The 22,255-nt window shown below is 62.6% G+C and carries 28 protein-coding genes and 1 pseudogene; 15 read left to right on the forward strand and 14 right to left on the reverse strand.

The genetic code is table 11. From position 1 onward, the window contains the following. The first annotated feature begins 75 nt into the window (after window positions 1-75). Both RHE_RS06430 and RHE_RS06435 read left to right on the forward strand, forming a co-directional pair. The gene (locus RHE_RS06430) at window positions 76-1,524 is read left to right on the forward strand and encodes a methyl-accepting chemotaxis protein (protein ID WP_011424593.1); all 1,449 of its coding nucleotides are present in this window, start codon (window positions 76-78) and stop codon (window positions 1,522-1,524) included. Window positions 1,525-1,585: 61 nt separating this feature from the next. After that, window positions 1,586-1,930, forward strand: a complete 345-nt coding sequence (locus tag RHE_RS06435; protein ID WP_011424594.1) for a DUF1491 family protein — start codon at window positions 1,586-1,588, stop codon at window positions 1,928-1,930. Between the two features lie 19 nt (window positions 1,931-1,949). Here RHE_RS06435 and RHE_RS06440 read toward each other — a convergent pair whose 3' ends face one another. Further along, a complete protein-coding gene (locus RHE_RS06440) occupies window positions 1,950-2,999 on the reverse strand; it encodes a DUF2336 domain-containing protein (protein WP_187331720.1) in 1,050 nt (349 codons plus the stop codon). 839 nt (window positions 3,000-3,838) lie between these two features. Here RHE_RS06440 and RHE_RS33420 point away from each other — a divergent pair. After that, complete coding sequence (locus tag RHE_RS33420; RefSeq protein ID WP_166486891.1) at window positions 3,839-4,006, forward strand: hypothetical protein; 168 nt, start codon at window positions 3,839-3,841, stop codon at window positions 4,004-4,006. 52 nt (window positions 4,007-4,058) lie between these two features. Here the strand turns inward: RHE_RS33420 and RHE_RS06445 are convergent, their stop codons facing one another. The 3 genes from RHE_RS06445 to RHE_RS06455 form a co-directional block, all read right to left on the reverse strand. Then, window positions 4,059-4,610, reverse strand: coding sequence for a DUF1254 domain-containing protein (locus tag RHE_RS06445; protein ID WP_011424598.1), 552 nt, complete (start codon window positions 4,608-4,610; stop codon window positions 4,059-4,061). Next, on the reverse strand, window positions 4,603-5,190 hold the full coding sequence (locus tag RHE_RS06450; protein WP_042118143.1) for a DUF1214 domain-containing protein: 588 nt from the start codon (window positions 5,188-5,190) through the stop codon (window positions 4,603-4,605). Before RHE_RS06450 ends, RHE_RS06445 begins: the two co-directional genes overlap by 8 nt. 152 nt (window positions 5,191-5,342) lie before the next feature. Beyond that, window positions 5,343-7,526, reverse strand: coding sequence for a transglycosylase domain-containing protein (locus RHE_RS06455; protein WP_011424600.1), 2,184 nt, complete (start codon window positions 7,524-7,526; stop codon window positions 5,343-5,345). Between the two features lie 191 nt (window positions 7,527-7,717). Between RHE_RS06455 and RHE_RS06460 the strand changes: the two genes are divergently transcribed. After that, the gene (locus tag RHE_RS06460; RefSeq protein WP_011424601.1) at window positions 7,718-8,194 is read left to right on the forward strand and encodes a YcgN family cysteine cluster protein; all 477 of its coding nucleotides are present in this window, start codon (window positions 7,718-7,720) and stop codon (window positions 8,192-8,194) included. 5 nt (window positions 8,195-8,199) lie between these two features. Here RHE_RS06460 and RHE_RS06465 read toward each other — a convergent pair whose 3' ends face one another. Next, window positions 8,200-8,760: a TetR family transcriptional regulator gene (locus RHE_RS06465; RefSeq protein ID WP_011424602.1), complete on the reverse strand. Its 561-nt coding sequence runs from the start codon at window positions 8,758-8,760 to the stop codon at window positions 8,200-8,202. Window positions 8,761-8,866: 106 nt separating this feature from the next. Here RHE_RS06465 and RHE_RS06470 point away from each other — a divergent pair, with 106 nt between their 5' ends. Then, a complete protein-coding gene (locus tag RHE_RS06470; protein WP_042118145.1) occupies window positions 8,867-9,781 on the forward strand; it encodes an SDR family oxidoreductase in 915 nt (304 codons plus the stop codon). Here the strand turns inward: RHE_RS06470 and RHE_RS33425 are convergent. The 6 genes from RHE_RS33425 to RHE_RS06495 all read right to left on the reverse strand — a co-directional run bounded on the left by RHE_RS33425 (window position 9,772) and on the right by RHE_RS06495 (window position 12,001). After that, window positions 9,772-9,936, reverse strand: coding sequence for a hypothetical protein (locus RHE_RS33425; RefSeq protein WP_020920785.1), 165 nt, complete (start codon window positions 9,934-9,936; stop codon window positions 9,772-9,774). The genes RHE_RS06470 and RHE_RS33425 overlap by 10 nt on opposite strands. Before the next feature lie 38 nt (window positions 9,937-9,974). Further along, window positions 9,975-10,292, reverse strand: a complete 318-nt coding sequence (locus RHE_RS06475) for a hypothetical protein (RefSeq protein WP_011424604.1) — start codon at window positions 10,290-10,292, stop codon at window positions 9,975-9,977. Between the two features lie 203 nt (window positions 10,293-10,495). Continuing rightward, window positions 10,496-10,876 (reverse strand): VOC family protein, encoded by a 381-nt coding sequence (locus RHE_RS06480; protein WP_011424605.1) that lies wholly within the window; start codon window positions 10,874-10,876, stop codon window positions 10,496-10,498. Window positions 10,877-11,110: 234 nt separating this feature from the next. After that, the gene (locus RHE_RS06485) at window positions 11,111-11,419 is read right to left on the reverse strand and encodes a hypothetical protein (RefSeq protein WP_011424606.1); all 309 of its coding nucleotides are present in this window, start codon (window positions 11,417-11,419) and stop codon (window positions 11,111-11,113) included. A gap of 4 nt (window positions 11,420-11,423) precedes the next feature. Next, window positions 11,424-11,741 (reverse strand): hypothetical protein, encoded by a 318-nt coding sequence (locus tag RHE_RS06490; RefSeq protein WP_011424607.1) that lies wholly within the window; start codon window positions 11,739-11,741, stop codon window positions 11,424-11,426. After that, window positions 11,738-12,001 (reverse strand): hypothetical protein, encoded by a 264-nt coding sequence (locus RHE_RS06495; protein WP_011424608.1) that lies wholly within the window; start codon window positions 11,999-12,001, stop codon window positions 11,738-11,740. The genes RHE_RS06490 and RHE_RS06495 overlap by 4 nt, the downstream gene beginning before the upstream one ends. Window positions 12,002-12,499: 498 nt before the next feature. Here RHE_RS06495 and RHE_RS06500 point away from each other — a divergent pair, with 498 nt between their 5' ends. The 4 genes from RHE_RS06500 (at window position 12,500) to RHE_RS33430 (ending at window position 15,123) form a co-directional block, all read left to right on the forward strand. Then, entirely contained in the window at window positions 12,500-12,817 is a 318-nt protein-coding gene (locus tag RHE_RS06500) for a co-chaperone GroES (RefSeq protein WP_011424609.1), read from the forward strand. A gap of 47 nt (window positions 12,818-12,864) precedes the next feature. Then, complete coding sequence (groL, locus tag RHE_RS06505) at window positions 12,865-14,499, forward strand: chaperonin GroEL (protein ID WP_011424610.1); 1,635 nt, start codon at window positions 12,865-12,867, stop codon at window positions 14,497-14,499. A 63-nt stretch (window positions 14,500-14,562) separates the two neighbouring features. Continuing rightward, window positions 14,563-14,961, forward strand: a complete 399-nt coding sequence (locus RHE_RS06510; protein ID WP_011424611.1) for a hypothetical protein — start codon at window positions 14,563-14,565, stop codon at window positions 14,959-14,961. Between the two features lie 3 nt (window positions 14,962-14,964). Next, a complete protein-coding gene (locus tag RHE_RS33430; protein ID WP_166486892.1) occupies window positions 14,965-15,123 on the forward strand; it encodes a hypothetical protein in 159 nt (52 codons plus the stop codon). 37 nt (window positions 15,124-15,160) lie between these two features. On the opposite strand, the gene RHE_RS06515 is transcribed toward RHE_RS33430, so the two are convergent. Together RHE_RS06515 and RHE_RS34250 are read right to left on the reverse strand one after the other, a co-directional pair. Next, window positions 15,161-16,066 (reverse strand): S1C family serine protease, encoded by a 906-nt coding sequence (locus RHE_RS06515; RefSeq protein WP_011424612.1) that lies wholly within the window; start codon window positions 16,064-16,066, stop codon window positions 15,161-15,163. A 151-nt stretch (window positions 16,067-16,217) separates the two neighbouring features. Beyond that, window positions 16,218-16,346, reverse strand: a pseudogene (locus RHE_RS34250) (AraC family transcriptional regulator); the annotation flags it as partial. Window positions 16,347-16,526: 180 nt separating this feature from the next. On the opposite strand from RHE_RS34250, the gene RHE_RS06525 reads away from it, so the two are divergent. Continuing rightward, the gene (locus RHE_RS06525; RefSeq protein WP_020920788.1) at window positions 16,527-17,930 is read left to right on the forward strand and encodes an aminotransferase-like domain-containing protein; all 1,404 of its coding nucleotides are present in this window, start codon (window positions 16,527-16,529) and stop codon (window positions 17,928-17,930) included. A 196-nt stretch (window positions 17,931-18,126) separates the two neighbouring features. Next, window positions 18,127-18,495: a DUF983 domain-containing protein gene (locus RHE_RS06530; protein ID WP_011424615.1), complete on the forward strand. Its 369-nt coding sequence runs from the start codon at window positions 18,127-18,129 to the stop codon at window positions 18,493-18,495. 9 nt (window positions 18,496-18,504) lie between these two features. On the opposite strand, the gene RHE_RS06535 is transcribed toward RHE_RS06530, so the two are convergent. After that, window positions 18,505-19,398 (reverse strand): LysR family transcriptional regulator, encoded by an 894-nt coding sequence (locus RHE_RS06535; RefSeq protein ID WP_011424616.1) that lies wholly within the window; start codon window positions 19,396-19,398, stop codon window positions 18,505-18,507. A gap of 132 nt (window positions 19,399-19,530) precedes the next feature. Here RHE_RS06535 and RHE_RS06540 point away from each other — a divergent pair, with 132 nt between their 5' ends. From RHE_RS06540 to RHE_RS06555, 4 genes are all read left to right on the forward strand, one after another. Beyond that, on the forward strand, window positions 19,531-20,142 hold the full coding sequence (locus tag RHE_RS06540; protein ID WP_011424617.1) for a glutathione S-transferase family protein: 612 nt from the start codon (window positions 19,531-19,533) through the stop codon (window positions 20,140-20,142). A gap of 58 nt (window positions 20,143-20,200) precedes the next feature. Further along, the gene (locus RHE_RS06545; protein WP_011424618.1) at window positions 20,201-21,133 is read left to right on the forward strand and encodes a pyridoxamine 5'-phosphate oxidase family protein; all 933 of its coding nucleotides are present in this window, start codon (window positions 20,201-20,203) and stop codon (window positions 21,131-21,133) included. Window positions 21,134-21,210: 77 nt separating this feature from the next. Next, window positions 21,211-21,672 carry a nuclear transport factor 2 family protein gene (locus RHE_RS06550; RefSeq protein WP_011424619.1) on the forward strand — a complete coding sequence of 154 codons (462 nt, stop codon included), beginning with the start codon at window positions 21,211-21,213 and terminating at the stop codon, window positions 21,670-21,672. Window positions 21,673-21,692: 20 nt separating this feature from the next. After that, a complete protein-coding gene (locus RHE_RS06555) occupies window positions 21,693-22,253 on the forward strand; it encodes a TetR/AcrR family transcriptional regulator (protein WP_011424620.1) in 561 nt (186 codons plus the stop codon). The last annotated feature ends 2 nt before the right edge of the window (window positions 22,254-22,255 follow it).

Consider the following 22,255-nt stretch of genomic DNA (forward strand, 5'->3'; position numbering starts at 1 on the left):
AGGCGCGGGCGCCGTTTGCAACTTATTAACTATGTTATCCGAAGCTTTGTCGATTGAGGCGGAGGAGCGTCGATCATGCATGCGCTGAAGGCGATAGACGATCTGGCCGGAGAACCGGCGGTCGAAGCGGAAGGCCCTGATCGCGAGGCGTTGCGCCACATCCTCCAGCGCCTGGCGGAGGAGGCCTCCACCCTTGGCATCGATCTCGTCGATATTGCCGGCGCCATTCAGGACATGGCGGCGATGTCGGCGCGCCATGCCGCAGCCTTCGATCATGTCACGAGCACTGCGCTTTCGATTGCCGAGACCAATCGCTCGGTCGCCCTGTCGCTGCGCGAGACCGACCGCACGGCGGCCGAAGCCCGTCAGATGCTGCAGGAATCGGCGGAGCGCCTGTCCGGCTCCGTTGCCGAGATCGGCCACATGGTTCGATCGTCCAACGAGATCGGCACCGAAATCGCCGGTTTTTCGAAGTCGCTGGCCGATGTCGATCAGATTGCCGAGGAAATCAGCACCATTGCCCGCCAGACCAACCTCCTGGCGCTGAATGCCGCAATCGAGGCAGCCCGCGCCGGCGATGCGGGCAAGGGTTTTGCGGTCGTCGCCGCCGAGGTCAGGGCGCTTTCGCTGCAGACCTCGAAGGCAACCGGCTCGATCCAGCAGACGCTGGACGAATTGCGGGTGAAGATCGATCGGCTGTCGGCGGTCGGCGGCGATGCGCGCGGCAGTGCCGCCGGCGTGCGCGACAAGGCGGAGGCGATGCGCGACGCCTTCGAAAGCATGGAACACGTCATCACCCGCATCCTCGACAGTTCGACCGTCATGGCCAAGACCACCGAGGCCGTCGACCAGCAATGCGCCGGTTTCGTCCAGAAGCTCGGCGAGATGTCCGGCGAGGTCGCCGGTTCGAATGTCAGGCTGCAACAGACGGCAAAACGCGTCGACAGCGTCGTCGGCCTCTCGGAAACGCTGATTCAGCTGACGGCGAGCGCCGGCGTCAAGACGGCCGACAGCAGCTGGATCGAGGAAGCACAATCGGTGGCAAGGCAGATATCAGGCGCTTTCGAACGCGCCGTCGCCGAGGGTCAGATCGGTTTCGACGCCCTTTTTGACCGACGCTACCGGCCGCTGCCTGGCACTGATCCGGTTCAGATGATGGCCGCTTTTACCGAACTCACCGACCGTCTGCTGCCGCCGATCCAGGAGCCCGTCGTTGCCCTGGACAAGCGCGTCGCCTTCTGCGCTGCAATCGACGAAAACGGCTATCTGCCGACCCATAACCGGAAGTTCTCGCAGCCGCAGCGGCCGGGCGACGTCGTCTGGAACACTGCCAATTGCCGCAATCGCCGTATCTTCGCCGATCGCGTCGGTCTTGCCGCCGGCCGCAGCACCGCGCCTTTCCTCGTCCAGACCTATCGCCGCGATATGGGCGGCGGCAATTTCGTGATGATGAAGGATATCTCCGCGCCAATCACCGTCAGAGGCCGCCATTGGGGCGGCTTGCGGCTGGCGGTCATGGTTTGACGCATCCGTCAAAATAACACTGCGGATTGCCCGCGCCCGCGCGCCGGTCTATATCGCGTCGATGAGATTACGCGCCGACATCTTCGTTTCTTCGCTTCTGCGCCGCGTCTTCGCAAGCGGAGATTTCGCCGCTGTGGAGAAGAAGGGCGCGGAGGAGGCCGGCGCGATCTTCATCCGCCAACACTTTCGCGACGGCCTGGAGACGCTCTATGCGCCGGCGCCGCAGACCGCCTTCGATGACGACGAGATCCGCGACCGGCTGTTCGAAGTCCGTCTCGCGCGCAGCGAACCGGAAGCGGTGCGGGCGATGCTGGATCGCGAACGCCGCTTCGACCCCGATCTCTGGATCGTCGAGCTGGAGGCGGAGGAATTGGGGGACATGATCCCCTTGGCGGGGGATCGCTGAGGGTCAGGTCTTATTCACCTCAACGTGACCGCCGCCCCAGCGCGCGCATGTCGCGCCGCGCCGGCGCCTGGCGGGCGAAGCGGTGGGCTTCAGTCTCCCGAGATGTGCGCGAATCGGACGCCTCGGCCTTGTAGGTGTAGCGATCGGCGCGCCGCCAGGCCTCCACCCTTTCGTGGCATTCTTCCGGATCGAGCGCATCGAGCACCACCCAGCCGCGCGTCACATTGTGCTGTTGTTCGGCAAGATGCGGATAGAATCGTTCCAGCACGAAGACGGCGTCGAGAAAGCCCATGCCGAGGCTCGTCAGCGTCGTGGCGAGCTGCTGGCCGGAGAGGTCGAGCATGATGCGTTCGGCAAGCCAGCGGCTGGCGGAAAGCGCATCAGCGAGTGCGGTGGCGAAGTGCGTCGCCTCGTGCGAGCGGGCGAAGCGCACCAGCAGCGCCTCCTGAATATCGGTGAGGGTGCGCAGGCCGAGCCTGTCTTGATCGTCGCGGCCGAGATGGCCGGCAAGATCCAGAATGCGTCCGCGCAAGGCTTCTTCATTGGCAATCCGCTGCTCCTCCAGCGCTTCGGCCTCGTTGCTCTCCACCTGGACTGGCGAAAGCGGGACGGTCACCGATTCCGTGACCGGCGCGGAAGCGGCCGCGGAGCGCGGCTGGGTCTGGCGTAACGCCACCAGCGCGTCGATGACCTTCGGTGAGAGCGAATCGCGGCTGACGATCGCCTTGACATGCGCCGCACCCTGCATGCGGGCGATGGTGATCAGTGTGTCGTCGGCAATGGCCTTCGAGGCGATAAGGAAAGGCGCGGCGATCTCGATCGGCTGATTGCCGATGAACAGCGCCACGGCTGCCGGCATGGTCTCGCATTGGGAAAGGGCGGCGACCGCCTGGCGCTTGGCCTCGTCGGAGGAAGCCTGGAACAGCGGCGTGAAAAGCTCGGCGAATTGGCGCAGCTCGGATCGTGTCGGATGAGACAGGCTCTCGAAACTGCTCACAGTCGCCATCAATACCACGTCCTTTTTCCTGACGGCCAACGGGCCCTCTAGGTCTCGAAACCGGTCACGCACAAGCACACCCTGAAAACGCAGAACCAAGGGAAACCACGGGCCGATAGCGCTGGCGGGGACGCCTCTCGGACCACACGGATATGAACAAATCCTACACCGGTACGGTTAATGGATGCTGAAGGTTTTATTAAAATGATACGGAATTTACCTGCCGAACGTGTCGCGGATGGTTAGCCGGCAATGGAAAGGCGATCGATTTTGAAAGGCGCCGCGGCAGTTCCCACCGCCGGTGCGACGGCTGAAACAGTTCGTTCTCCCTCCGGATCGGCTCTGGCGCTTCGAACGTGCCGCAACGATAAAGATGAAGGTCGGGCCGCGGCTTGCAGCCGTTTCGAGCGTAGCGGGAACTGCGATCGGTCCCTCTCGGACGCGTGGCCGATGCAGGTCAAAGCAAAGCCGATCCGGATATGCCGCAACGAATATTTTTGTGCCGCATATTTGCAACACCGGCACCGCCTGCGGCAGACAGAGACCGTCAACCATATGAATTGTCTCTAATTTTATATTATCGGCCACCCTCCGGTCTTTCAGCGGGGGCATGAAACCAAATCGACTCCTCAAGCGTTGAAGAAGAAGTTACCGAAACTGTATTTGGCATCCGCCGAATATTAGTAAACTGTTAACTATCATGTGTCTCAATTCGGACAGGAACGACGCGATTTGAGTATTTGGATCGTCGAAACTCCGCATCACGGTATTTCAGTCAGGTGCCGTGGGAAAGGCGCGAATGCCCTCGGTCCGGCCATGCCGGCACCGCAGGACGCGCCGGCCCGCAGATCGGCGGGCAGGGTGAAATCCATCGCAAGTTCATCCGTCTCGGGCAGTGCATGGAGACGAGAATGGCAATAGTAGTCGCATTGGCGGATCGGCGACCGCGGGCGCCGCGTCGTCTGGACAAGGAACCGCGCGAAGCCAAGATTCTCTGGTTCACCGGGGTCCGCTACGAGCGGCTCACCGAGAGCCCGAAACATGGACCGGCGCCTGCGCCGCGCGCCAGGAAGAAGTAAGCGCTCCTTCAACCCCAGAGCGTGATGCCGAAATTGAGAACAGACATCCCGGTTAATTGCCGGGGGTGAATTGCTCGCAGCCCGCTTCCGTCAGGAAGTTGCGCGCTGCTTCGTCGAAGCTTGCCTGCGGTGCCAGCGTCCGTAGCACGACATAACCGTCCGGCCGCGCCATTTCCACCAGGATCGCTTGGTCCAGTTCCTGCGGCAGGTTCTTGCGCAGGTCCGTCAACTGGATCGGGCTGCCCGCCAGAACGTCGAGCGCGCCGCCGACCGATGTCCGGTCGTTCATGCTGAACACCTCGTTGGAGGCGCTGTCGTAGATGGCGATCGACCAGAAGGGAACGTTGCCCTTGGCGGTAAAATGTACCGGCGCATCCTCGACGTCGAAGGAGCAGACGGCGGTCCGCAGGAAGGGGTCGCCATTGGCAAGACCAGCCTCGTCGTACTGGTCGCCGAGCAGATAGAAATTGTTGAGGTCGCCCTCTGCCGCCACGCGGGTCGCCGCATCCCTGCCGGTGAAATGCGGCAGCGACAGGATGATGACGAGATGCAGCAGCGCCGCACCGAAAAGCCCGGTCAGGATGGCGAAGAAGATCCTAAGCATTGCCGCATCCGGTCTTGGTGAGCTTCGGCATGGCCAGATCGATCACACCGGAGCTGCCGGCGGTTGGCGTGTCGAACAGCGTCAGCACCAGCCGGAAGGTACCGGCCTGCGGCAAGGCCAGCCAGTTGCCCGGCTGAGCGGCGGCAGAGATCTCGATCGAAAAGCTGCTGTCCGGCCGGCGCAGCACCGTCCAGGAATTGAGTGCCGCCGGAAGTCCGGTCTTCACCGCCGCCGGATTGCCGCCATTGTCGGCGGTAAAGAGAGTCCACAGCCGGGCGGGCGGCGTCTGCCCGCTGATGCGGTATCGGCAGCCGGCATTCAGCCGCGCCCCGTCGTCGTCGACGCTCGCCGTGAAGGTCAGCCCCTCCGCGCTGCCGTAAAGCAGCTTGCCGGCGCGCGCCCGGTGCGACTTGGCGTAAGGGTCGGCATCGACCGTCTGCAAAGCCGGAAAGGCCTCCCAGGCGCCAAGCTTGATCGCCCCGAAACCCTGTGTCGCATCCAGCGCATAAAGCGAAATCATGATCCCGCCGCCAAAGGCGACGAACAGCGTTATCAGGATGAAAAGGGGGAATCGAAACACGTCATGACCTTAGAAACCGGGATGACAGGGTTAGCACTGATTCTGGCAGGGTGGAATGCCGGGTGGCGAATGAACGCCGATCTGTCCAGAGGCGGCTGGTCTCGTTCTGTATGCTCGCGGAGATAGAGAAAAGCGACACTTCCACGCAGCTTCTACTCCGCGATTGCCACCTTCTGCGGCGTCAGCGGCGCGGCGGCCTTAAACTTCTCTCCGAGCTTCTTGAGGACGTTTGTCGATTGCACCGAGAGCATGCGCGGCCGGATGAGCTGCGGCAATCCGTCCTGCGGTTTGGCGGCGACGGCCTTGACGACATCCTTCTCCGAGGGCGGGGGATTTTCGACGCCGGGGATGGCGCGCAGCGTCACGCCCTGATGGGCATAGTCCATGGCGCGCTTGAAGGTCATCGCCGGCAGCGAGCCGCCGGTCATGTTGTTGGTCGAGGTATAGTCGTCATTGCCGAACCAGACGGCGCAGGTGTAGTTGCCGGTGAAGCCAACGAACCAGGCATCGCGATAGGCCTGGGTCGTGCCGGTCTTGCCTGCGGTCAGGATGCCGTTGTCGAGAGCTGCCTTGCGCGCCGTTCCGACATAGGGAACGCGCGACAGCATCTGGTTCATATAGGCGTCCGCCTGTTCCGACAGCACGCGTTTCGGCGCCGGCTCATCACGGTCGAAATCATAGAGCACATCGCCCTCGTAATCGAGGATCTGGCTGATGCCGTGGCGGCGCGACTGGTAGCCGCCGGCCGGGAAGGTGGCATAGGCTGTCGCCTGATCGAGCACGGTCACCTCGGAGGTGCCGATCGGAATGGTGACGTCGTCGCGGATCGGGGTTTCGACGCCGAGATTCTTCGCCATCGCCCGGATCGGCTGGATGCCGAGCTTCTCCTTGGCGAGCCGCACCGGCACGGTGTTGATCGACTGGGCGATCGCGGTCTCGAGCGTGATGCGGCCGACATAGCGGTTGGCGTAATTGTGCGGGCTCCAGTTGCCCCAGGAGATCGGCGCGTCGACGATCGTCGTCTGCGGCGTCATCCCGCTCTCCATCGCCAGGGCATAGGTATAGACCTTGAACGAGGAGCCCGGCTGGCGCAGCGCCTTGGTGGCGCGGTTGAACTGGCTCTCGCCGTAGTCCCGCCCGCCGGCCATGGCGCGCACCGCGCCGCCATTCTCGATCATCACCATGGCGCCCTGCTTGGCGTGATAGGCCTCGCCATATTCGCGGAGCGACGTCTCGACCGAATCTTCGGCCGCCTTCTGGATGCCCATGTCGATCGTCGTGCGCACGATCAGCGAATGCTGGTGGAACCGCGGCGAAAGCCGCTGCACCTCGTCGAAAGCCCAGTCGAGGAAGAAATCAGGCGATTCCACCTCGTTGCGGTCGACGACGGTCGCCGGGTTGCGCCGGGCGGCGATCACCTGGCCCTCTGTCATCAGCCCGCTCTGCACGAGATTGGTCAGCACCTCGTTGGCGCGGGCGCGTGCCGCCGGCAGGTTGACATGCGGCGCATATTTGGCCGGCGCCTTGAACAGGCCGGCCAGCATCGCGGATTCGGCAAGATTCACATCGGTGATGTTCTTGCCGAAATAGAATTGTGCCGCCGCCGCCGCGCCGAAGGTGCCGCCGCCCATATAGGCGCGATCGAGATAGGTGGAGAGGATTTGCTTCTTGGAGAGATTAGCCTCGAGCCAGAGCGCCAGAAAGGCCTCGGTGATCTTGCGGTCGATCGAGCGCTCGTTGGAAAGGAACAGGTTCTTGGCGAGCTGCTGGGTCAGCGTCGAGCCGCCCTGCACCACTTCGCCGGCCTGGGCGTTGGTGACCATGGCGCGGAAGAGACCGATGGCGTCGATGCCGAAATGGTCGAAGAAGCGTCGGTCTTCGGTCGCGAGCACGGATTTGATCAGCGAATCCGGCAGCTCGTCGATCGGCACGGAATTCTGGTGGATGACGCCGCGATGGCCGATAACGTTGCCGTAGCGGTCTGTGAAGGTGACGGCGAAATCGCCGCGGTTGCGCCAGTCCTCCTTGGTCGCCTCGAAGGCCGGCTGGGCAAGCACCAGCATCAGCACCGCACCGACCGCCCCGAGGGTCAGCCCTTCGCCGGCCAGTTCGAAGACCATGCGCTTCCAGCCGCGCACGCGGAAGCGGCGGAAGAAAATCGTCGTGTCTTCCCAGATTTCGGCGGCGCGGAAGCCGGCGTTCCAGACGGTGGAATCGATCCACGAATCGATGCGCAGCAGAATATGGCGGCTCTTCGCCGGCCGCTTGCCCACCTCGGCGGCCTGTTTTTCTGCCCCTGTTTCAGGCCCTTTTTCAGGGTTGTCCGGATCCTGCACGTCCTGTATTCCCGCCTGATCGCGCTTGCCTCATGTCCGGCCGCCGGAAACGACGAAAGCGCGAGGCCCGATGGCCCAAAAGCTCTCCGCTATCAGGAGCATGCTGAAGAATTGATTGATTTTGTGGCGGATAACAAGAGAGTAGAGTGGCGGTCACGTGAAATTGCGGCCGCTGTTGCAAGAAACGAACGATGAACGAGCTGCCCTTCTGGAAGAGCAAGACGCTGGCCGAAATGACCGCCGCCGAATGGGAAAGCCTCTGCGACGGCTGCGGCCTCTGTTGTCTCAACAAGATCGAGGAATGGGATAGCGGCGATGTCTACTTCACCTCGGTCAGCTGCAAGCTGCTCGACGGTCACAGCTGTCGCTGCTCCAGTTATGAGACCCGCTGGGATTTCGTGCCGGATTGCGTGCAGCTGACCAGGGAGAATGTGCCCGAGATCGCCTGGCTGCCGCCGACCTGCGGCTACCGGCTGATCAACGAGGGCCGCGATCTCTATTGGTGGCATCCGCTCGTCTCCGGCGATCCCGAAACCGTTCATGCCGCCGGCATCTCCGCCCGCGGCCGCACGATCAACGAAACCGAGATCGATATTGACGACCTCGAAGACTATGTCGTCGACTGGCCGCTGACCGTGGGTGAAGAGAAGAACGAGGAAGAGGCGTAAGCGGCTCAGATTTTTACCGCTGCAAGGAAGCGCCGCAACTCCGTCTCCACATAGGCGGACACCGGCTCTTCCGAGCCGAACCCCCACCAGGTCAGCGAGCCCTGCCATTGCGACAGCATCAGCCGGGCGATCGTTTCCGGCGCCGGCGCCGATTCAAAACAGCTTGCTATCGCAGCCGTCAGCGCCTTGCCCCAGGCAGCGCCCCGGGCGCGCAGTACCGGATCTCGGAAGTCCTCCCGAAGGACCAGCAATCCCTCGCCATAGGCGGCGGCATTGTCGCCATAATCCTGCGACAGGCCGAGGAGCAGCGCGACGGCGCCCTCCGGCGTTTTCGCTACGAGGCCGGCAAGCCGCTCCGTTTCGGCATCCAGCCGGTCCCAGGCGTAGAGCAGCGCGGCGCGTAGCATCGCCGCCTTTGTCGCGAAACGCTGAACCAGTGTTGAACCGGAAAGACCGCTCGCCTTCGCCACCGCCGCAAAGGTTGCTGCATCCGGCCCCTCGGCGTGGATCAGGCCCAGCACAATGGCGAGAAGCTGTTCGTCGGAAAGGGTGCGGCGGCGCGGCATGAATTTCCTCTTGCGTTCGTTTTTAATATGAACGAACATTCGTTTATGTTCAACTAGGGCCAGTCGCAGTCGGCGGGCTCTCGGTTCTGGTGTGGAGGATGGAGACGTGACAGCGGATTTGCGGGGGAAAGTGGCCTTGGTAGCGGGCGCGACGCGTGGTGCCGGTCGCGGTATTGCGGTGGAACTCGGCGCTGCCGGCGCCACCGTCTATGTCACCGGCCGCACGACACGCGCCGAGCAGTCCGACTATGCCCGGCCGGAAACGATCGAGGAGACGGCCGAGTTGGTGACGTCGGCGGGCGGCAAGGGCATTGCCGTGCAGGTGGATCATCTCGTTCCGCATGAGGTCGAGGCGCTCGTCGCGCGTATCCGGACTGAAGTCGGCCGGCTCGACATCCTCGTCAACGACATCTGGGGCTGCGAGAAGCTATTCGAGTGGGACAAGGCGATCTGGGAGCACTCGCTGAACAAGGGCCTGCGCATGCTGCGGCTCGGCATCGAGACGCACCTGATCACCGCCCATTACGCGCTGGCGCTGATGATCGAGCGGCCGGGCGGGCTGCTGGTGGAGGTAACCGACGGCACGGCCGAATACAATGCAACGCATTACCGGCTCTCGCCCTTCTACGACCTCGTCAAGACGGGCGTCACCCGCATGGCCTGGGCGCATGCGCAGGACCTGGCCAAACACGGCGCCACCGCCGTTTCGATTACGCCCGGCTGGCTGCGCTCCGAAATGATGCTGGAGGCCTATGGCGTGGGCGAGCAGAATTGGCATGACGCGACCAGGGTGCAGCCGCATTTCGCCATCTCCGAAACGCCGCGCTTCGTCGGCCGCGCGGTGGCGGCCATCGCCGCCGATCCCGACCGCGCCCGTTGGAACGGTCAGTCGTTGTCGAGCGGCGGACTGGCCAAAGTCTACGGTTTCGACGATGTCGACGGTTCGCGGCCGGATTGCTGGCGCTATCTGGTGGAAGTGCAGGAGCCGGGCAAACCGGCTGATGTAACCGGCTACCGGTGAGGCTGACCGCCGCCCTTGGGCGCACTGCTGCCCTGGGGCGCGGTTTGGGCCGCCGTCTTCATCTGTCCCGCGAAGCTTGTTTCCGGCTTCGTCGCCAGCTTGTCCTTCTTCGGCTTACGGGCCTCGCGATTGCTTCTCAGCTGTCCCTTTGCCATGGATGGATCTCCCTTTGGATCGGAGTTGAAACCACCCGCTACCGGCCTGCGGAATTGCCCGACCGCGTCGTTCGGCGCTCGCGCGGCAATCCCTGGATCGCATAGCGGTTACAGACCGGGGTGACCGGTTTCGGCTGCTTCTTCGGTTGGCCGAAATGGTATTCGAGCGCCCGCAAAAGCATGGCCGGCGAGGTGACGCCGTCCTGAAACAGCTTGATCAGCAGCATGGCTGCGGCGTTGCAGGTTTGCTCGTCGCCGGCCGGGATTCTTGTTTTGTAGCCGGCGGTGTCGAGCACACCCTGAAGCATGTCGAGATCGGATGACGTCAGATAGGGCTTATCGGAGGTGGAAGACATCGAAGTCCTCCTTTCGTCGGGGCGGGAGTTATGAAACCCTCAGTCGGCAGCGCCCGTGCGATGGCTGCCGAAGCTGAAACAATGCACCTTTCGCCGGGGCAACGCAACGGGATTTTTGCGGCTGGCGGACGGGCGAGGGCCGTCCTCGCCTGTCGGCCGCAAGCAGGGAGATGGCGATCTCCAGAGCTGCGGCCTGACAGCTGTTATATCTCGCCTTTGTTGAAATAGGCTTCCAGGCGATAGCCGTCCGGATCGATGACGAAGGCGGCGTAATAGAAGCGGCCGTAATCCGGGCGGATGCCCGGTTCGCCGTTATCCGTGCCGCCGGATGCGATCGCAGCCGCATAAAACGCGTCGACCGCGGCCTCGTTCGGGGCGACGAAGCAGAAATGCAGCCCGGATTGCATGTCGGCGACAACGGGATGCGCAACCTGCATCACCCAGAGGCCGACCTGCTCCGGACCGTAGCCGATCATGCCGTCGGAATTCGACAGGCGCTCATATCCGAGCGGCGCCAGCGCCGCGTCGTAGAAGCGGCGGGCTCTTTCGAGATCTTTGACACCGATGGAGATATGATCGAACATGGACCGAAAGCTCCCTGACTTCTCTTGGTCTCCGAAGGGCTGCTCATCCCCAAGATGGCAATATGCCAACATCTTTCAACCGCCGTCCTGAGTCAACGAAAGGACGTCATTCAAGGCTGGCGATCCGGTCCAGCGTCTTGTCGCAGAATTCGGCGCGCCGAAATTGCCGCTGTTCAGCGCAAGTCCTGCGACGCCGTCACGTGATTTGGGGAAGGGCGGAGCAGGGTTCGGATCCTAGCGCCATGGTTGAACCGGGGTGCCACGAGGGATCTGCGCGGCGTCCGACAGTCTGAGCCATTCCTTCCGGTATCCTATGTTGAGAAGATTGACGGACAGGATGTCTCTCCTGCCCTGCGAGCGGCTCGCGCCGATCACGGCCTGGGCCGTGTGCGCTGGAACGTTCGCATGATAGACGGTCCACAAACGGGCGGGTTGGATCCGGCGATCGCATCCGATGTCCATGGAGTAGCGGCCGGCCGCCCCACCCTTGCTTTTGCCGCCAGTAAAGGCGTTCTGTCTTCCTTCGTCTTCATGGCTGTTCACGATGTCAACCTTCCATTATTCGGCCGTGGCCAAGCGTAGTCTCGATCAGTGTTGCGCCGCTGCCGGGCGATAGGTTTACCGGCTCCAGGCTGTCTTCCGTCGTCACCCGCTCGTGACGCTCGTCGTCGCTGCGGATGCGGTATTGCAGCAGATTGCCTCTCGGAGGCAGCGTTGCGGTAATGCGGTATACGTCGGGAAGCTTGGAGGGAACGACCAAGAACCCGTCCTTCAACCGGACGGTCTGTCCCACCCTGAAGATGTGTGTTGCTGCCTCGCGTCGGATCGAGAGTCCACTGCGTTGCGGGATGCCCGTTGCGGTCATAGTTGCTGGTGGTCCGTTTCGAGTGCCGTTTCAAGATCTGACGGTTGGATGGCCAGCATCTGCTGCGTCGAACTCTGCGCGCCGATCGCCGGTAGATGGATGAAGGCGCCGACCCGCATCCAGGCGAGCCTGGAAACGCCTTCGATCAATTCCTCATCGTAATCGATGCGGTATTCTCCGGCTGGCTGCGCCTTATCGAAACCCGGCAGGCGGAATGGAGATGAAAAACGGACGACGGTTTGTGTGGTGCGACTTGTCATAGCTGGCCTCCCCAGGAATACACCGATGCGTTTCCTGTAGCGTTGAGATTCGAACCGGACGAACGCGATGCTGCCGGTACATCCGCGGTCAGCGCCAGGTTCATCCGGATCGGAACAAGCGAATGCACGCCGGAACGACGTCACATATTCGCTATCGAGAATTCGGTGGTGTATGGCGGGTCGTAGGTCTCTGACACCGCGAAGCCAAGTTGGCCAAATCGACGAGGCCTATCGTTACACCTTGATTGACTTTAAATCAAGGTAAATTCGGATTTCTTGATGAAAAACACCGAATTAATTCTTTGCTGTGGCGAATAAAAATGGAGCGTGCTGGCGCATAATTTCTATTTTACAAAATATCAGGTTGGATTGATTTCAGGATTTTCTCAAAAAATCTCCTGCCATGAACAATATTTCTTGGCACTCCTATCAATCGAGTGCCACGGGTGCTATTTATGGATTGCAGCCGCCATACGCGCCGGCAGCAGAAAGACCTCAATGAAATTCCGTTCACTTCACGACCGCGTCGTTATTCGGCGTGCAGAAGGCGATGTCACATCCAAGGGCGGGATCATCATTCCAGACGCCGCCAAGGACAAGCCGCAGGAAGGCGAAGTGGTTGCAGTCGGCCCTGGCCTGCGTGACCAAAGCGGCAAGCTAGCCCCGCTCGATGTCAAGGTGGGTGATCTAATCCTGTTTGGAAAATGGTCGGGGACGGAGGTCACGATCGATGGCCAGACCCTCCTGATCATAAAGGAGGCCGACATCATGGGCATCGTGGAAAAGACCGAGGCGGCCGCCGACAAGGCCGCCTGACGGTCGGATTTCCGACCCTCATCTCAAGACCGAACTGGATAGAAATCATGTCTGCCAAGGAAATCAAATTCTCCACCGATGCGCGCGCTCATTTGCTGCGTGGCGTCGAATTACTCAACAATGCCGTCAAGGTAACGCTTGGTCCGAAGGGCCGCAACGTCGTCATCGACAAGGCCTATGGTGCGCCGCGCATTACCAAGGACGGCGTCACCGTCGCCAGGGAGATCGAGCTCGGCAACAAGTTCGAGAACATGGGCGCGCAAATGGTGCGCGAGGTGGCCTCGAAGACCAATGATCTTGCCGGCGACGGCACGACGACGGCGACGGTGCTCGCCGCCTCCATCTTTCGTGAGGGCGCAAAGCTCGTCGCGGCCGGCATGAATCCTATGGATCTCAGGCGCGGCATTGATCTCGGCGTTTCCGCCATCGTCAAGGAGATTCAGGCGCGGGCGAGGAAGGTCAAATCATCAGGCGAGATCGCGCAGGTCGGCGCCATTGCCGCCAATGGAGACGCCACCGTCGGCGAGATGATCGCCAAGGCGATGGAGAAGGTCGGCAATGAGGGCGTCATCACCGTCGAAGAGGCGCGGACCGCGGAGACCGAACTCGACGTCGTCGAGGGCATGCAATTCGACCGTGGGTATCTCTCGCCGTATTTCGTCACGAATGCCGAGAAGATGCGCGTGGAACTCGAGGATCCCTACATCCTCTTGCACGAGAAGAAGCTCGGAAGTCTGCAGGCGCTGCTGCCCATTCTGGAGGCCGTCGTGCAGACCGGCAAGCCGCTTCTGCTCATCTCGGAGGACGTCGAAGGCGAGGCGCTGGCGACTCTGGTTGTCAACAAGCTGCGCGGCGGCCTGAAGGTCGCGGCCGTCAAGGCGCCGGGCTTCGGCGACCGCCGTAAGGCCATGCTGGAAGACATTGCCGCGCTCACATCGGGCCAGATGATCTCCGAGGATCTCGGCATCAAGCTCGAGAACGTCACGCTCTATATGCTCGGCCGCGCCAAGCGCGTGCTGATCGAAAAGGACACCACCACGATCATCGACGGCACCGGCGAGAAAGCGGCTATTCAGGCGCGCATCCAGCAGATGAAGGCGCAGATCGAGGAGACCACTTCCGACTACGACAAGGAAAAGCTGCAGGAGCGCCTGGCGAAACTCGCCGGCGGCGTCGCGGTCATCCGTGTCGGCGGCGCCACCGAAACGGAGGTCAAGGAAAAGAAGGACCGCATCGAAGACGCGCTGAACGCCACCCGTGCGGCGGTCGAAGAGGGCATCGTGCCCGGCGGCGGCGTGGCGCTGTTGCGCGCGAAGTCGGCGCTGACGGGAATGGTTGGGGAGAACGCCGACGTGACGGCCGGCATCTCGATCGTGCTCAGGGCGCTCGAAGCCCCGATCCGGCAGATCGCCGAGAATGCCGGGTTCGAGGGCTCGATAATCGTTGGAAGACTCACCGGCCGCAATGATCACAATCAGGGCTTCGACGCACAGACCGAGACCTATGTCGATATGGTCGAAGCCGGCATCGTCGACCCTGCCAAGGTCGTGCGCACTGCTCTGCAGGACGCCGGCTCGATCGCGGCGCTGTTGATCACCGCCGAGGTGATGATCGCCGACATTCCAGCAAGAAATCCTGCCCCTGCGGTCGGAAATGGCGGCATGGGCGATATGGGATACTGAAAGCAGCCTGAACCGATCCGGCGTCGCCGGATGGCAAACCCGAAGTAAACAAGGAGAATTCCAATGTCCGTGCAGAGCAGCAGCAAGACATCAATCAGCCAGCGTTTCGACAGTTACCAGCCATCCAAGACGCTTCTCGTCTGGGCCTGCGTCGTCACGGCAATCGCCACGATGGTCATCGGGTTCAGCTGGGGAGGTTGGGTAACAGGTGGCACATCGAGCAAAGCGGCAGCAGCCGCCGGTGACATTGCACGCGGAGAACTGGCGTCCGCCATTTGCGTCGAGCGGTTTAATGCGGCGCCGGATGCCAACGCTAAACTGATGGAGTTCAAGGCGATGACCGAAGGCTACAAGCAGCGTCAGTTCATTGAAGCCGGTGGTTGGGCGACCATGCCTGGGCAGACTTCTGCCGACAGCCGAAGTGTTCAAGGCTGCACCACGGCGCTTGCCGTCGGGACCTGACCAATGATTCGTTTCGTGAAGAAGAGCGACCCGCAGCCGCCGGCAGAAGAAGCTGGCGGCGACGGCTTCAAGGAAATTCACGCGGCGGCCGACGGCAAAGCAACCAACGACCGCCCGCGTCGCCGGAAAGCGGCGCCGGAAGATGACGGCCGGCTGATCTGAGGTCGCCTTTGCGAGCAAGGATCTCTGGCGCGCATTGCTACTGCAGCTGCGGCTTTTTCAGGAAGCTGTTGCGGTCGGCGGATTTGATCCGCAGCCAGGCTTCCCGGCCGTTGCGCAGAATTCGGATCGGAATCTCGGCGCCGGCCGGGCCGCTGCTCCAGAGCTTGCGGTAGAAATCGGCCAGGCCATCGACCTCTTCGTCACGGATTTCCGAAATGATATCACCCTGACGCAGGCCGGCCTCGGCGGCCGGACCGCCTTCGGCCACGCTCATCACCACCACGCCACCACTGCTCTCGGCGGAGAATGCACCCAGCCAGGGCCGCGGCGGCTTGTTAACCTGGCCGCGGTTCAGGAGATCGTCCAGGATCGGCGGCAAGAGATCGATCGGAACGACCATGTTTATATCAGCGACCTCGCCGTCCTGGCTCATCTGCAGCCGAAGCGAACCGATGCCGAGAAGCTTGCCGTCCGCGCCAATCAGGGCCGCGCCGCCCCATGCGGGATGGGCAGGCGCAGTAAAAATCGCCTCGTCCAGCAGATATTCCCAATAACCGGCGAATTCCTGCCGGGCCACGATATTTGCTTGGACATATTCGCCGATGCCGTCGGCAAGCACGACGGGATCGCCGGGCTTGGCCGCGGCCGCATCGCCGAAATCCACCGCCGGAGCGTTCAGGACGCCAAGCGCCTGCAGCAGCCCGAAACCGCTCTCCTGGTCATAGGCAAGCGGATGGGCGGGAACAACGCGGCCGTCAAGGGTCGTCAGCCAGACTTCCTCGGCCTCGGTGATGAGATAACCGATGGTCAGCACCAGCCCATTGTCGCGAATGACCACGCCGCTGCCCTCGCGGACGGTGCCCAGCGTCTGAGCCGTAAAGGCATCTTCCGGAATGGTGGAACGCACGGCCACGACTGACCGCAAGATCGGATCGATATTCATGCTTTCATCCCGATGCGTGCCGATGCAATGTTGAAGGCCGGCACATTCCTCCTTGGATAGGTAAGAGAATGGACGGCGGGTGCAAGACTATGCCGAACGGAATCTCGGCGGCCGATGCGCGAGCGCCGCAGATGGCCGCACCAATCGAGGTTCATTGAGCGTCGATATTGTTCCGCATGTTATCGCCCGCCTGCTGAGTCCCACCATATTGCCGCGGCGAGCATCCCATCACCCGCTTGAAAGCGGTGCTGAATGCGCTTTCGGAATCGTTACCGAGCGACCCGCCAGGCTGCCGGTCGCGCATTTCGCGCGTCATCCGATCGAGCGACCAGCCCAGCACCGCGGCTTGATCGGAATTCCGGTCGGACGGCAGCTCCGGCGTTGAGGCTGATTTTTTCGTGACAGCGACGAGATGCAACAATATACGGTCAATGTCTCCATCAGACTGACCGGATCACGAATGAAAGACTGGCATCCCGATCTCAGCCGCAGCAGCAGCCCCCGCTACATGGCAATCGCCGATCTGATCGAATTGGATCTGCGCAGCGGTCGCCTGGTGGCGGGTGACCGGCTGCCGCCGCAGCGCGAACTCGCCAAACGGCTGAATGTGGATTTCACCACGGTGGCGAGAGGTTATGTCGAGGCGCAGAAACGCGGTCTGGTGGATTCGCATGTTGGCCGAGGCACCTTCGTCACCGGCGCTGCGGTCAGGCAGCGCCAGGATTTGAGCGCCGATGCAGCGCCCGATCCTCGCCGTGCATCGGTTGTCGACTTCTCGATGAATCTGCCACCGGAACCGGATGATCCGGACTTGATCGCTCGCATGCGTGAGGGCATGTCGGCGGTGGCGGCGAGTCTCGTCCCGCTGCTTCGTTATCAAGGCTTCGGCGGTTCCGGTATGGACAAGGAGGCGGCCGCCGCCTGGCTCGGGCGCCGCGGCCTCACCCCCTCGCAGGAGCGGATTTTCGTCACGTCAGGCGCTCATCCGGCCCTGCTGGCGATCTTCGGCCTGATGGCAAAGCCCGGCGACACCGTGCTTTCGGAAATCGTCACCTATCCCGGGATCCGTTCGATCGCCGCCCAGTTGCGGCTCAATCTTGCCGGTCTGCCGATGGACGGGGATGGGATCCGGCCGGATGCTTTGGCCGCGGCCTGCGAGCGGTTGAAGCCGAAGGCGCTCTATCTCAATCCGACGCTGCAGAACCCGACGACACTGACGATTCCGGCTGGCCGCCGCGAGGAAATCGCGGCAGTCGCCCGCAAATATCATCTGCCGATCGTCGAGGACGATGCCTACGGTTTCATTCCGCAGGAAGGGCCTGCGCCGCTTGCGGCGGCGGCGCCCGATCTGACCTGGCATGTCGGTGGCCTGGCGAAATGCCTCGGGGCCGGCCTGCGCCTTGCTTATGTCGTGGCCCCCGACACCAGGGCGGTGTGGCCCTTCGTCAGCGCTATGCGCGCCAACACTGTCATGGCCTCGCCGTTGACTATGGCGCTCGCCACCCGCTGGATCGAGGACGGCACGGCCGATGCAGTCCTCCGCTTCGTCCGCGCCGAGGCCGCCGCCCGCCAGCAGATGGTCGCCGCCGTCCTGCCCGCCGGCAGCTACCGCGCCGATCCGATCAGCTTCAATATTTGGCTGCCTCTGACCAACGGCTGGACCCGTTCCACCTTCGGCAGCCATATGCATGCCTCCGGCATAGGCGTGGTGGCAAGCGATGCCTTCACGGTCGAGGGCGCCGCATCCGAGGCCGTGCGGGTCTGCCTCGGCGGCCCGATCGGACGGGGGAGATTGCAGGGCGCATTGGAGTTCATGGCCCATGCGCTGGAAGGCCCGCCGGAGATGGCGGGTTCGTTCTTCTGATCCGCCGCCATCGCGGCTTGGCCTGCTAGGCAGGCCGCTCTCGAACGGGCTTGCGACGAGCTGCGACCGGCCTTTGACCGATCGGCGGGCTTCTGCGGCAATCTGACAGATTGATCGGCGTCTCCCATCTATTGTATCTATATTGCATGCATACATGTGCGGCATTGACTGAGCCGCGAGATAGGACAAGGTCATCATGGACACCGAATATCCCCCGCTTCCTCCGATGCAGACCGGCATCAGGGGGCGCTGCCCGCGCTGTGGCCAAGGCCATATGTTCAGGGGTTTCCTGACGCTGCAGCCGCAATGCGAGGCTTGTGGCCTCGATTATTCCTTCGCCGATCCGGCTGATGGCCCGGCCTTTTTCGTCATCTGCTTCGCCTGCATCCCGAGCGTGCTGCTCGGCGTCTGGCTGGAGGTGGCGTTCTCGGCGCCGATCTGGATGCAGTTTCTGGTCACCGGTCCCTTCATGCTCGCGACCTGCATTCCGCCGCTCAGGCCGCTGAAAGGCTGGCTGGTCGCCAGCCAGTATTTCTACAAGGCCGAAGAGGGCAAACTAGCCTGAAGCTGCGGGCTACTTCAGCGCGGCGCGCAGGCGTGGCGTCGCAAAATCGATGAGGGCGCGCATCTTCAGCGGCACCAGCCCCTGCGAGGGATAGACGAGATGCACCGGCGCCGGCTGCTGTTCGAAATCGGCAAGCAGCGGCACCAGCAAGCCCGCCTTCTCGGCGCCCGCGGCCTGGTAGGAGAGCACGCGGGTGATGCCGAGACCAGCTACGGTGGCATCCACGGCCGCCTCTGCAGTATTGACGGCGAGCCGTGAGCGGATCGGCACGACGAGCTCGCGTTTGCCCTCGACGAATGTCCAGCTTCGCGTCGAGGCCATGCCTTCGAACGTGATGCAGTCATGCGCGGAAAGATCGCTGGGGTGGCGGATTGCGGCGTGCAGGGCGAGATAATCCGGGCTTGCATAGACCGTGCGGCGGATCAGGCCGAGCCTTGTAGCGATCAGGTTGATGTCGGCCAGGTTGCCGATCCTGAGCGCCAGGTCGATATGATCCTCGACGAGGTTCGCCAGCCGGTCGCCCAGCATCAGCCGCAGATTGATATCGGGATAGGCCTTCAGGAAGTCCACCGCGACGGGCAGGACATGCAGCCGCCCGAAGACGATCGGCGCCGTCATCGTCAGCTCACCCTTCGGTGCGCTGTATTCGCCGGCCGCCGTCCGCTCCGCCTCTTCCACCCGGTCGAGAATCTCCCGCGCTGCCTCGACATAGGCGCGGCCGGCCTCCGTCAGCGCGACCTTCCTGTTGGTCCGTTGCAAAAGCCGGGCGCCGAGATGTGCTTCCAGTTCCGAAACCTTGCGGCTGACGGTGGCAAGCGGCGAGTGCAGATGCCGTGAGGCGGCCGACAGGCTGCCTTGTTCGACGACGGTGAGAAGCACGGTCATGGCTTCGAGGCGGTCCATCCTATCCTACCATAAAGTGGAAATCCGTCTCTCAGATTAGCATTCTACTGCATCTCTGTGGAAGGCCGTAGATTCACTGCCGATGGTTCCGAGCAGCCATCGCCAATCGCATTCGTCCCTACAGGAGCCATCATGAAACTCTACCATCACCCGCTGTCCGGCCATTCGCATCGCGCCCATCTTTTCCTGTCGCTGCTTGGTGTGGCGTATGAACTGGTCGAGGTCGACTTGGCGGCAGGCGCCCACAAGGCGCCGGATTTCCTCAAGCTCAATCGCTTCGGCCAGGTGCCGGTTCTCGATGATGATGGCACCGTCATTGCCGATTCCTCCGCCATCCTCGTCTATCTCGCGCGCAAATACGGCCACACCGATTGGCTGCCAGAGGACGCGGTTTCGGCGGCGCAGATACAGAAATGGCTGTCGGTCGCCGCGGGCGAGATCGCCTACGGACCGTGTGCGGCCCGCCTGGTCACCGTCTTCGGCGCCGATTTCCGCACGGAGGAGGTGATTGCCCGAGCGCACCGCATCCTTGCACTGCTCGAGGCGGAGCTCGGCGCCCGCAGCTTCCTGCTCGGCGACAGGCCGACCATCGCCGATATCGCGCTTTACAGCTACATCGCCAATGCGCCCGAGGGCAATGTCGATATTTCGGCATACCCGAGCGTCCGCGCATGGCTTGCGCGTACCGAGGCGCTGCCGGGTTTTGTCGGCTTTCGCAAGACGAAGATTGGCCTTGCCGCATGATGAGCCGCCGGGGCTGAGCACCGTCCCGGCTTCCCGATAATCCCGCAAGGAGGCCATGATGCCGAACGAGACAGGACAGGATGCCGCATCGCCCTGGCATGAGGGCGAACTTGCCATGCAGCGCAGTATCGGCATCGTCGAACGCATGGACGGGCCGGGACGCAATTTCATCCGCAAGGCCATGCCCGAACAGCACCGCGCTTTCTTTCCAATGCTGCCTTTCGTCGTGCTCGGCGCGGTCGACGCCAAGGGGGCTGTCTGGGCGACGGTGCGGGCGGGGCGCCCGGGATTCATGTCCTCGCCGGTGCCGGAGGCTCTCGACGTCGATCTGCGGCGCGATCCGGACGATCCTGCCGATGCCGGCACGGAAGATGGAGACGCGATCGCACTGCTCGGCATCCAGCTCGAGACCCGCAGGCGCAATCGGCTGAACGGCGTCATCCGCAGGACGGATGCCGAGGCTTTCCGCCTGCGGGTCGGCCAGAGCTTCGGCAACTGCCCGCAATATATCCAGCCGCGCACGGCCGCCTTTGTCCGCGACCCCGATATGCCCACCGCGATGAGGCCGGTTCACTCTGTCAACCTCGACGACCGCGCGCGGCGCATGGTCGAGAACGCCGATACGTTTTTCGTCGCCTCCTATGTAGATCGTCATAATGGCGAGCGGCAGGTCGATGTCTCTCATCGCGGCGGCAATGCCGGCTTCGTGTGGCTTGGCGCCGACGGCGTGCTGACCATCCCCGATTTTCCCGGCAACCGGTTCTTCAACACGCTCGGCAATCTTCTCGTCAATCCGAAGGCCGGGCTGGTCTTCGTCGATTTCGAAACCGGCGACATGCTGCAGATGACCGGAAGAGCTGAAATATTGCTGTCTTCACCTGAGATCGCCAGCTTTGAAAGGGCCGAAAGGCTGTGGCGTTTTACGCCTGAAAACATCGTGTTTCGCCCGGATGCCCTGCCGTTGCGCTGGAGCCGCAATCTCGACCGCTGAGAAAACGCCTCATCAGACCGCTTGCAGACGAATATACCGATCGGTACAGTGGAGACGGATCAGTACAGGAGAAGATCATGTCCAGCCTCGTTCCGCCTTTCACCCTCGAGACTGCCACCAGGAAAGTCCGTCTTGCCGAGGACGGCTGGAACAGCCGTGATCCCGAGCGCGTGTCACTCGTCTATACGCCGGACAGCCGCTGGCGCAATCGCGCCGAATTTATCACCGGCCGCGCCGAGATCGTCGCTTTCCTTACCCGCAAATGGGCCAAGGAACTGGATTACCGGCTAATCAAGGAAATCTGGGCCTTTACCGATAATCGCATTGCCGTGCGCTTTGCCTATGAATGGCACGATGACAGCGGCAACTGGTTCCGCTCCTATGGCAATGAGAATTGGGAATTCGACGCCACCGGCTTGATGCAGCGTCGTTTCGCCTGCATCAACGATCTGCCGATCCGGGAAGCGGAACGCAAATACCACTGGCCGCTCGGCCGGCGGCCGGATGACCATCCCGGCCTGACCGAGCTCGGCCTCTAGAACAGGATGAACTTGGACCGGTGAAGACCGTCTACGAACGCGCCGACATCGTACCGCTGCTTGCGGAAACCTTCCGCGAGCTCGGCTACGAGGGCGCCACGCTCAGCCGCATCACCGAACGCACTGGCATCGGCAAGGGCAGCCTTTATCACTTCTTCCCCGGCGGCAAGGAGGAGATGGCCGGCGCCGTGCTCGCCGATATCGATGCCTGGTTCGAACAGGCGATCTATCGGCCGCTGAGGACTGACGACGCCCGTCAGGCGATTGCGGCGATGTGGGTCAATGTCGATGATTACTTCCGCTCCGGGGGCCGCATTTGCCTCGTTGGCGCCTTCGCGCTCGACGACACCCGCGAGCGCTTTTCCTCGGCGATTGGTGACTATTTCATCCGCTGGATCGACGCATTGCGTTCGGCGCTGATACGGGCTGGCTGTGCTGAGGCGAAGGCGCAGACGCTTGCAGAGGAAGGCGTCTGCGGCATCCAAGGTGCGTTGGTGCTGTCGCGCGCGCTCAGAGATGGAAAGGTCTTCACCCGGTCGCTCGAAGCGCTGGCGAACCGGCTTGAGGCTGCTGTGCGATGAGG

The sequence above is a fragment of the Rhizobium etli CFN 42 genome (genome assembly GCF_000092045.1).
Lineage (GTDB): Bacteria > Pseudomonadota > Alphaproteobacteria > Rhizobiales > Rhizobiaceae > Rhizobium > Rhizobium etli.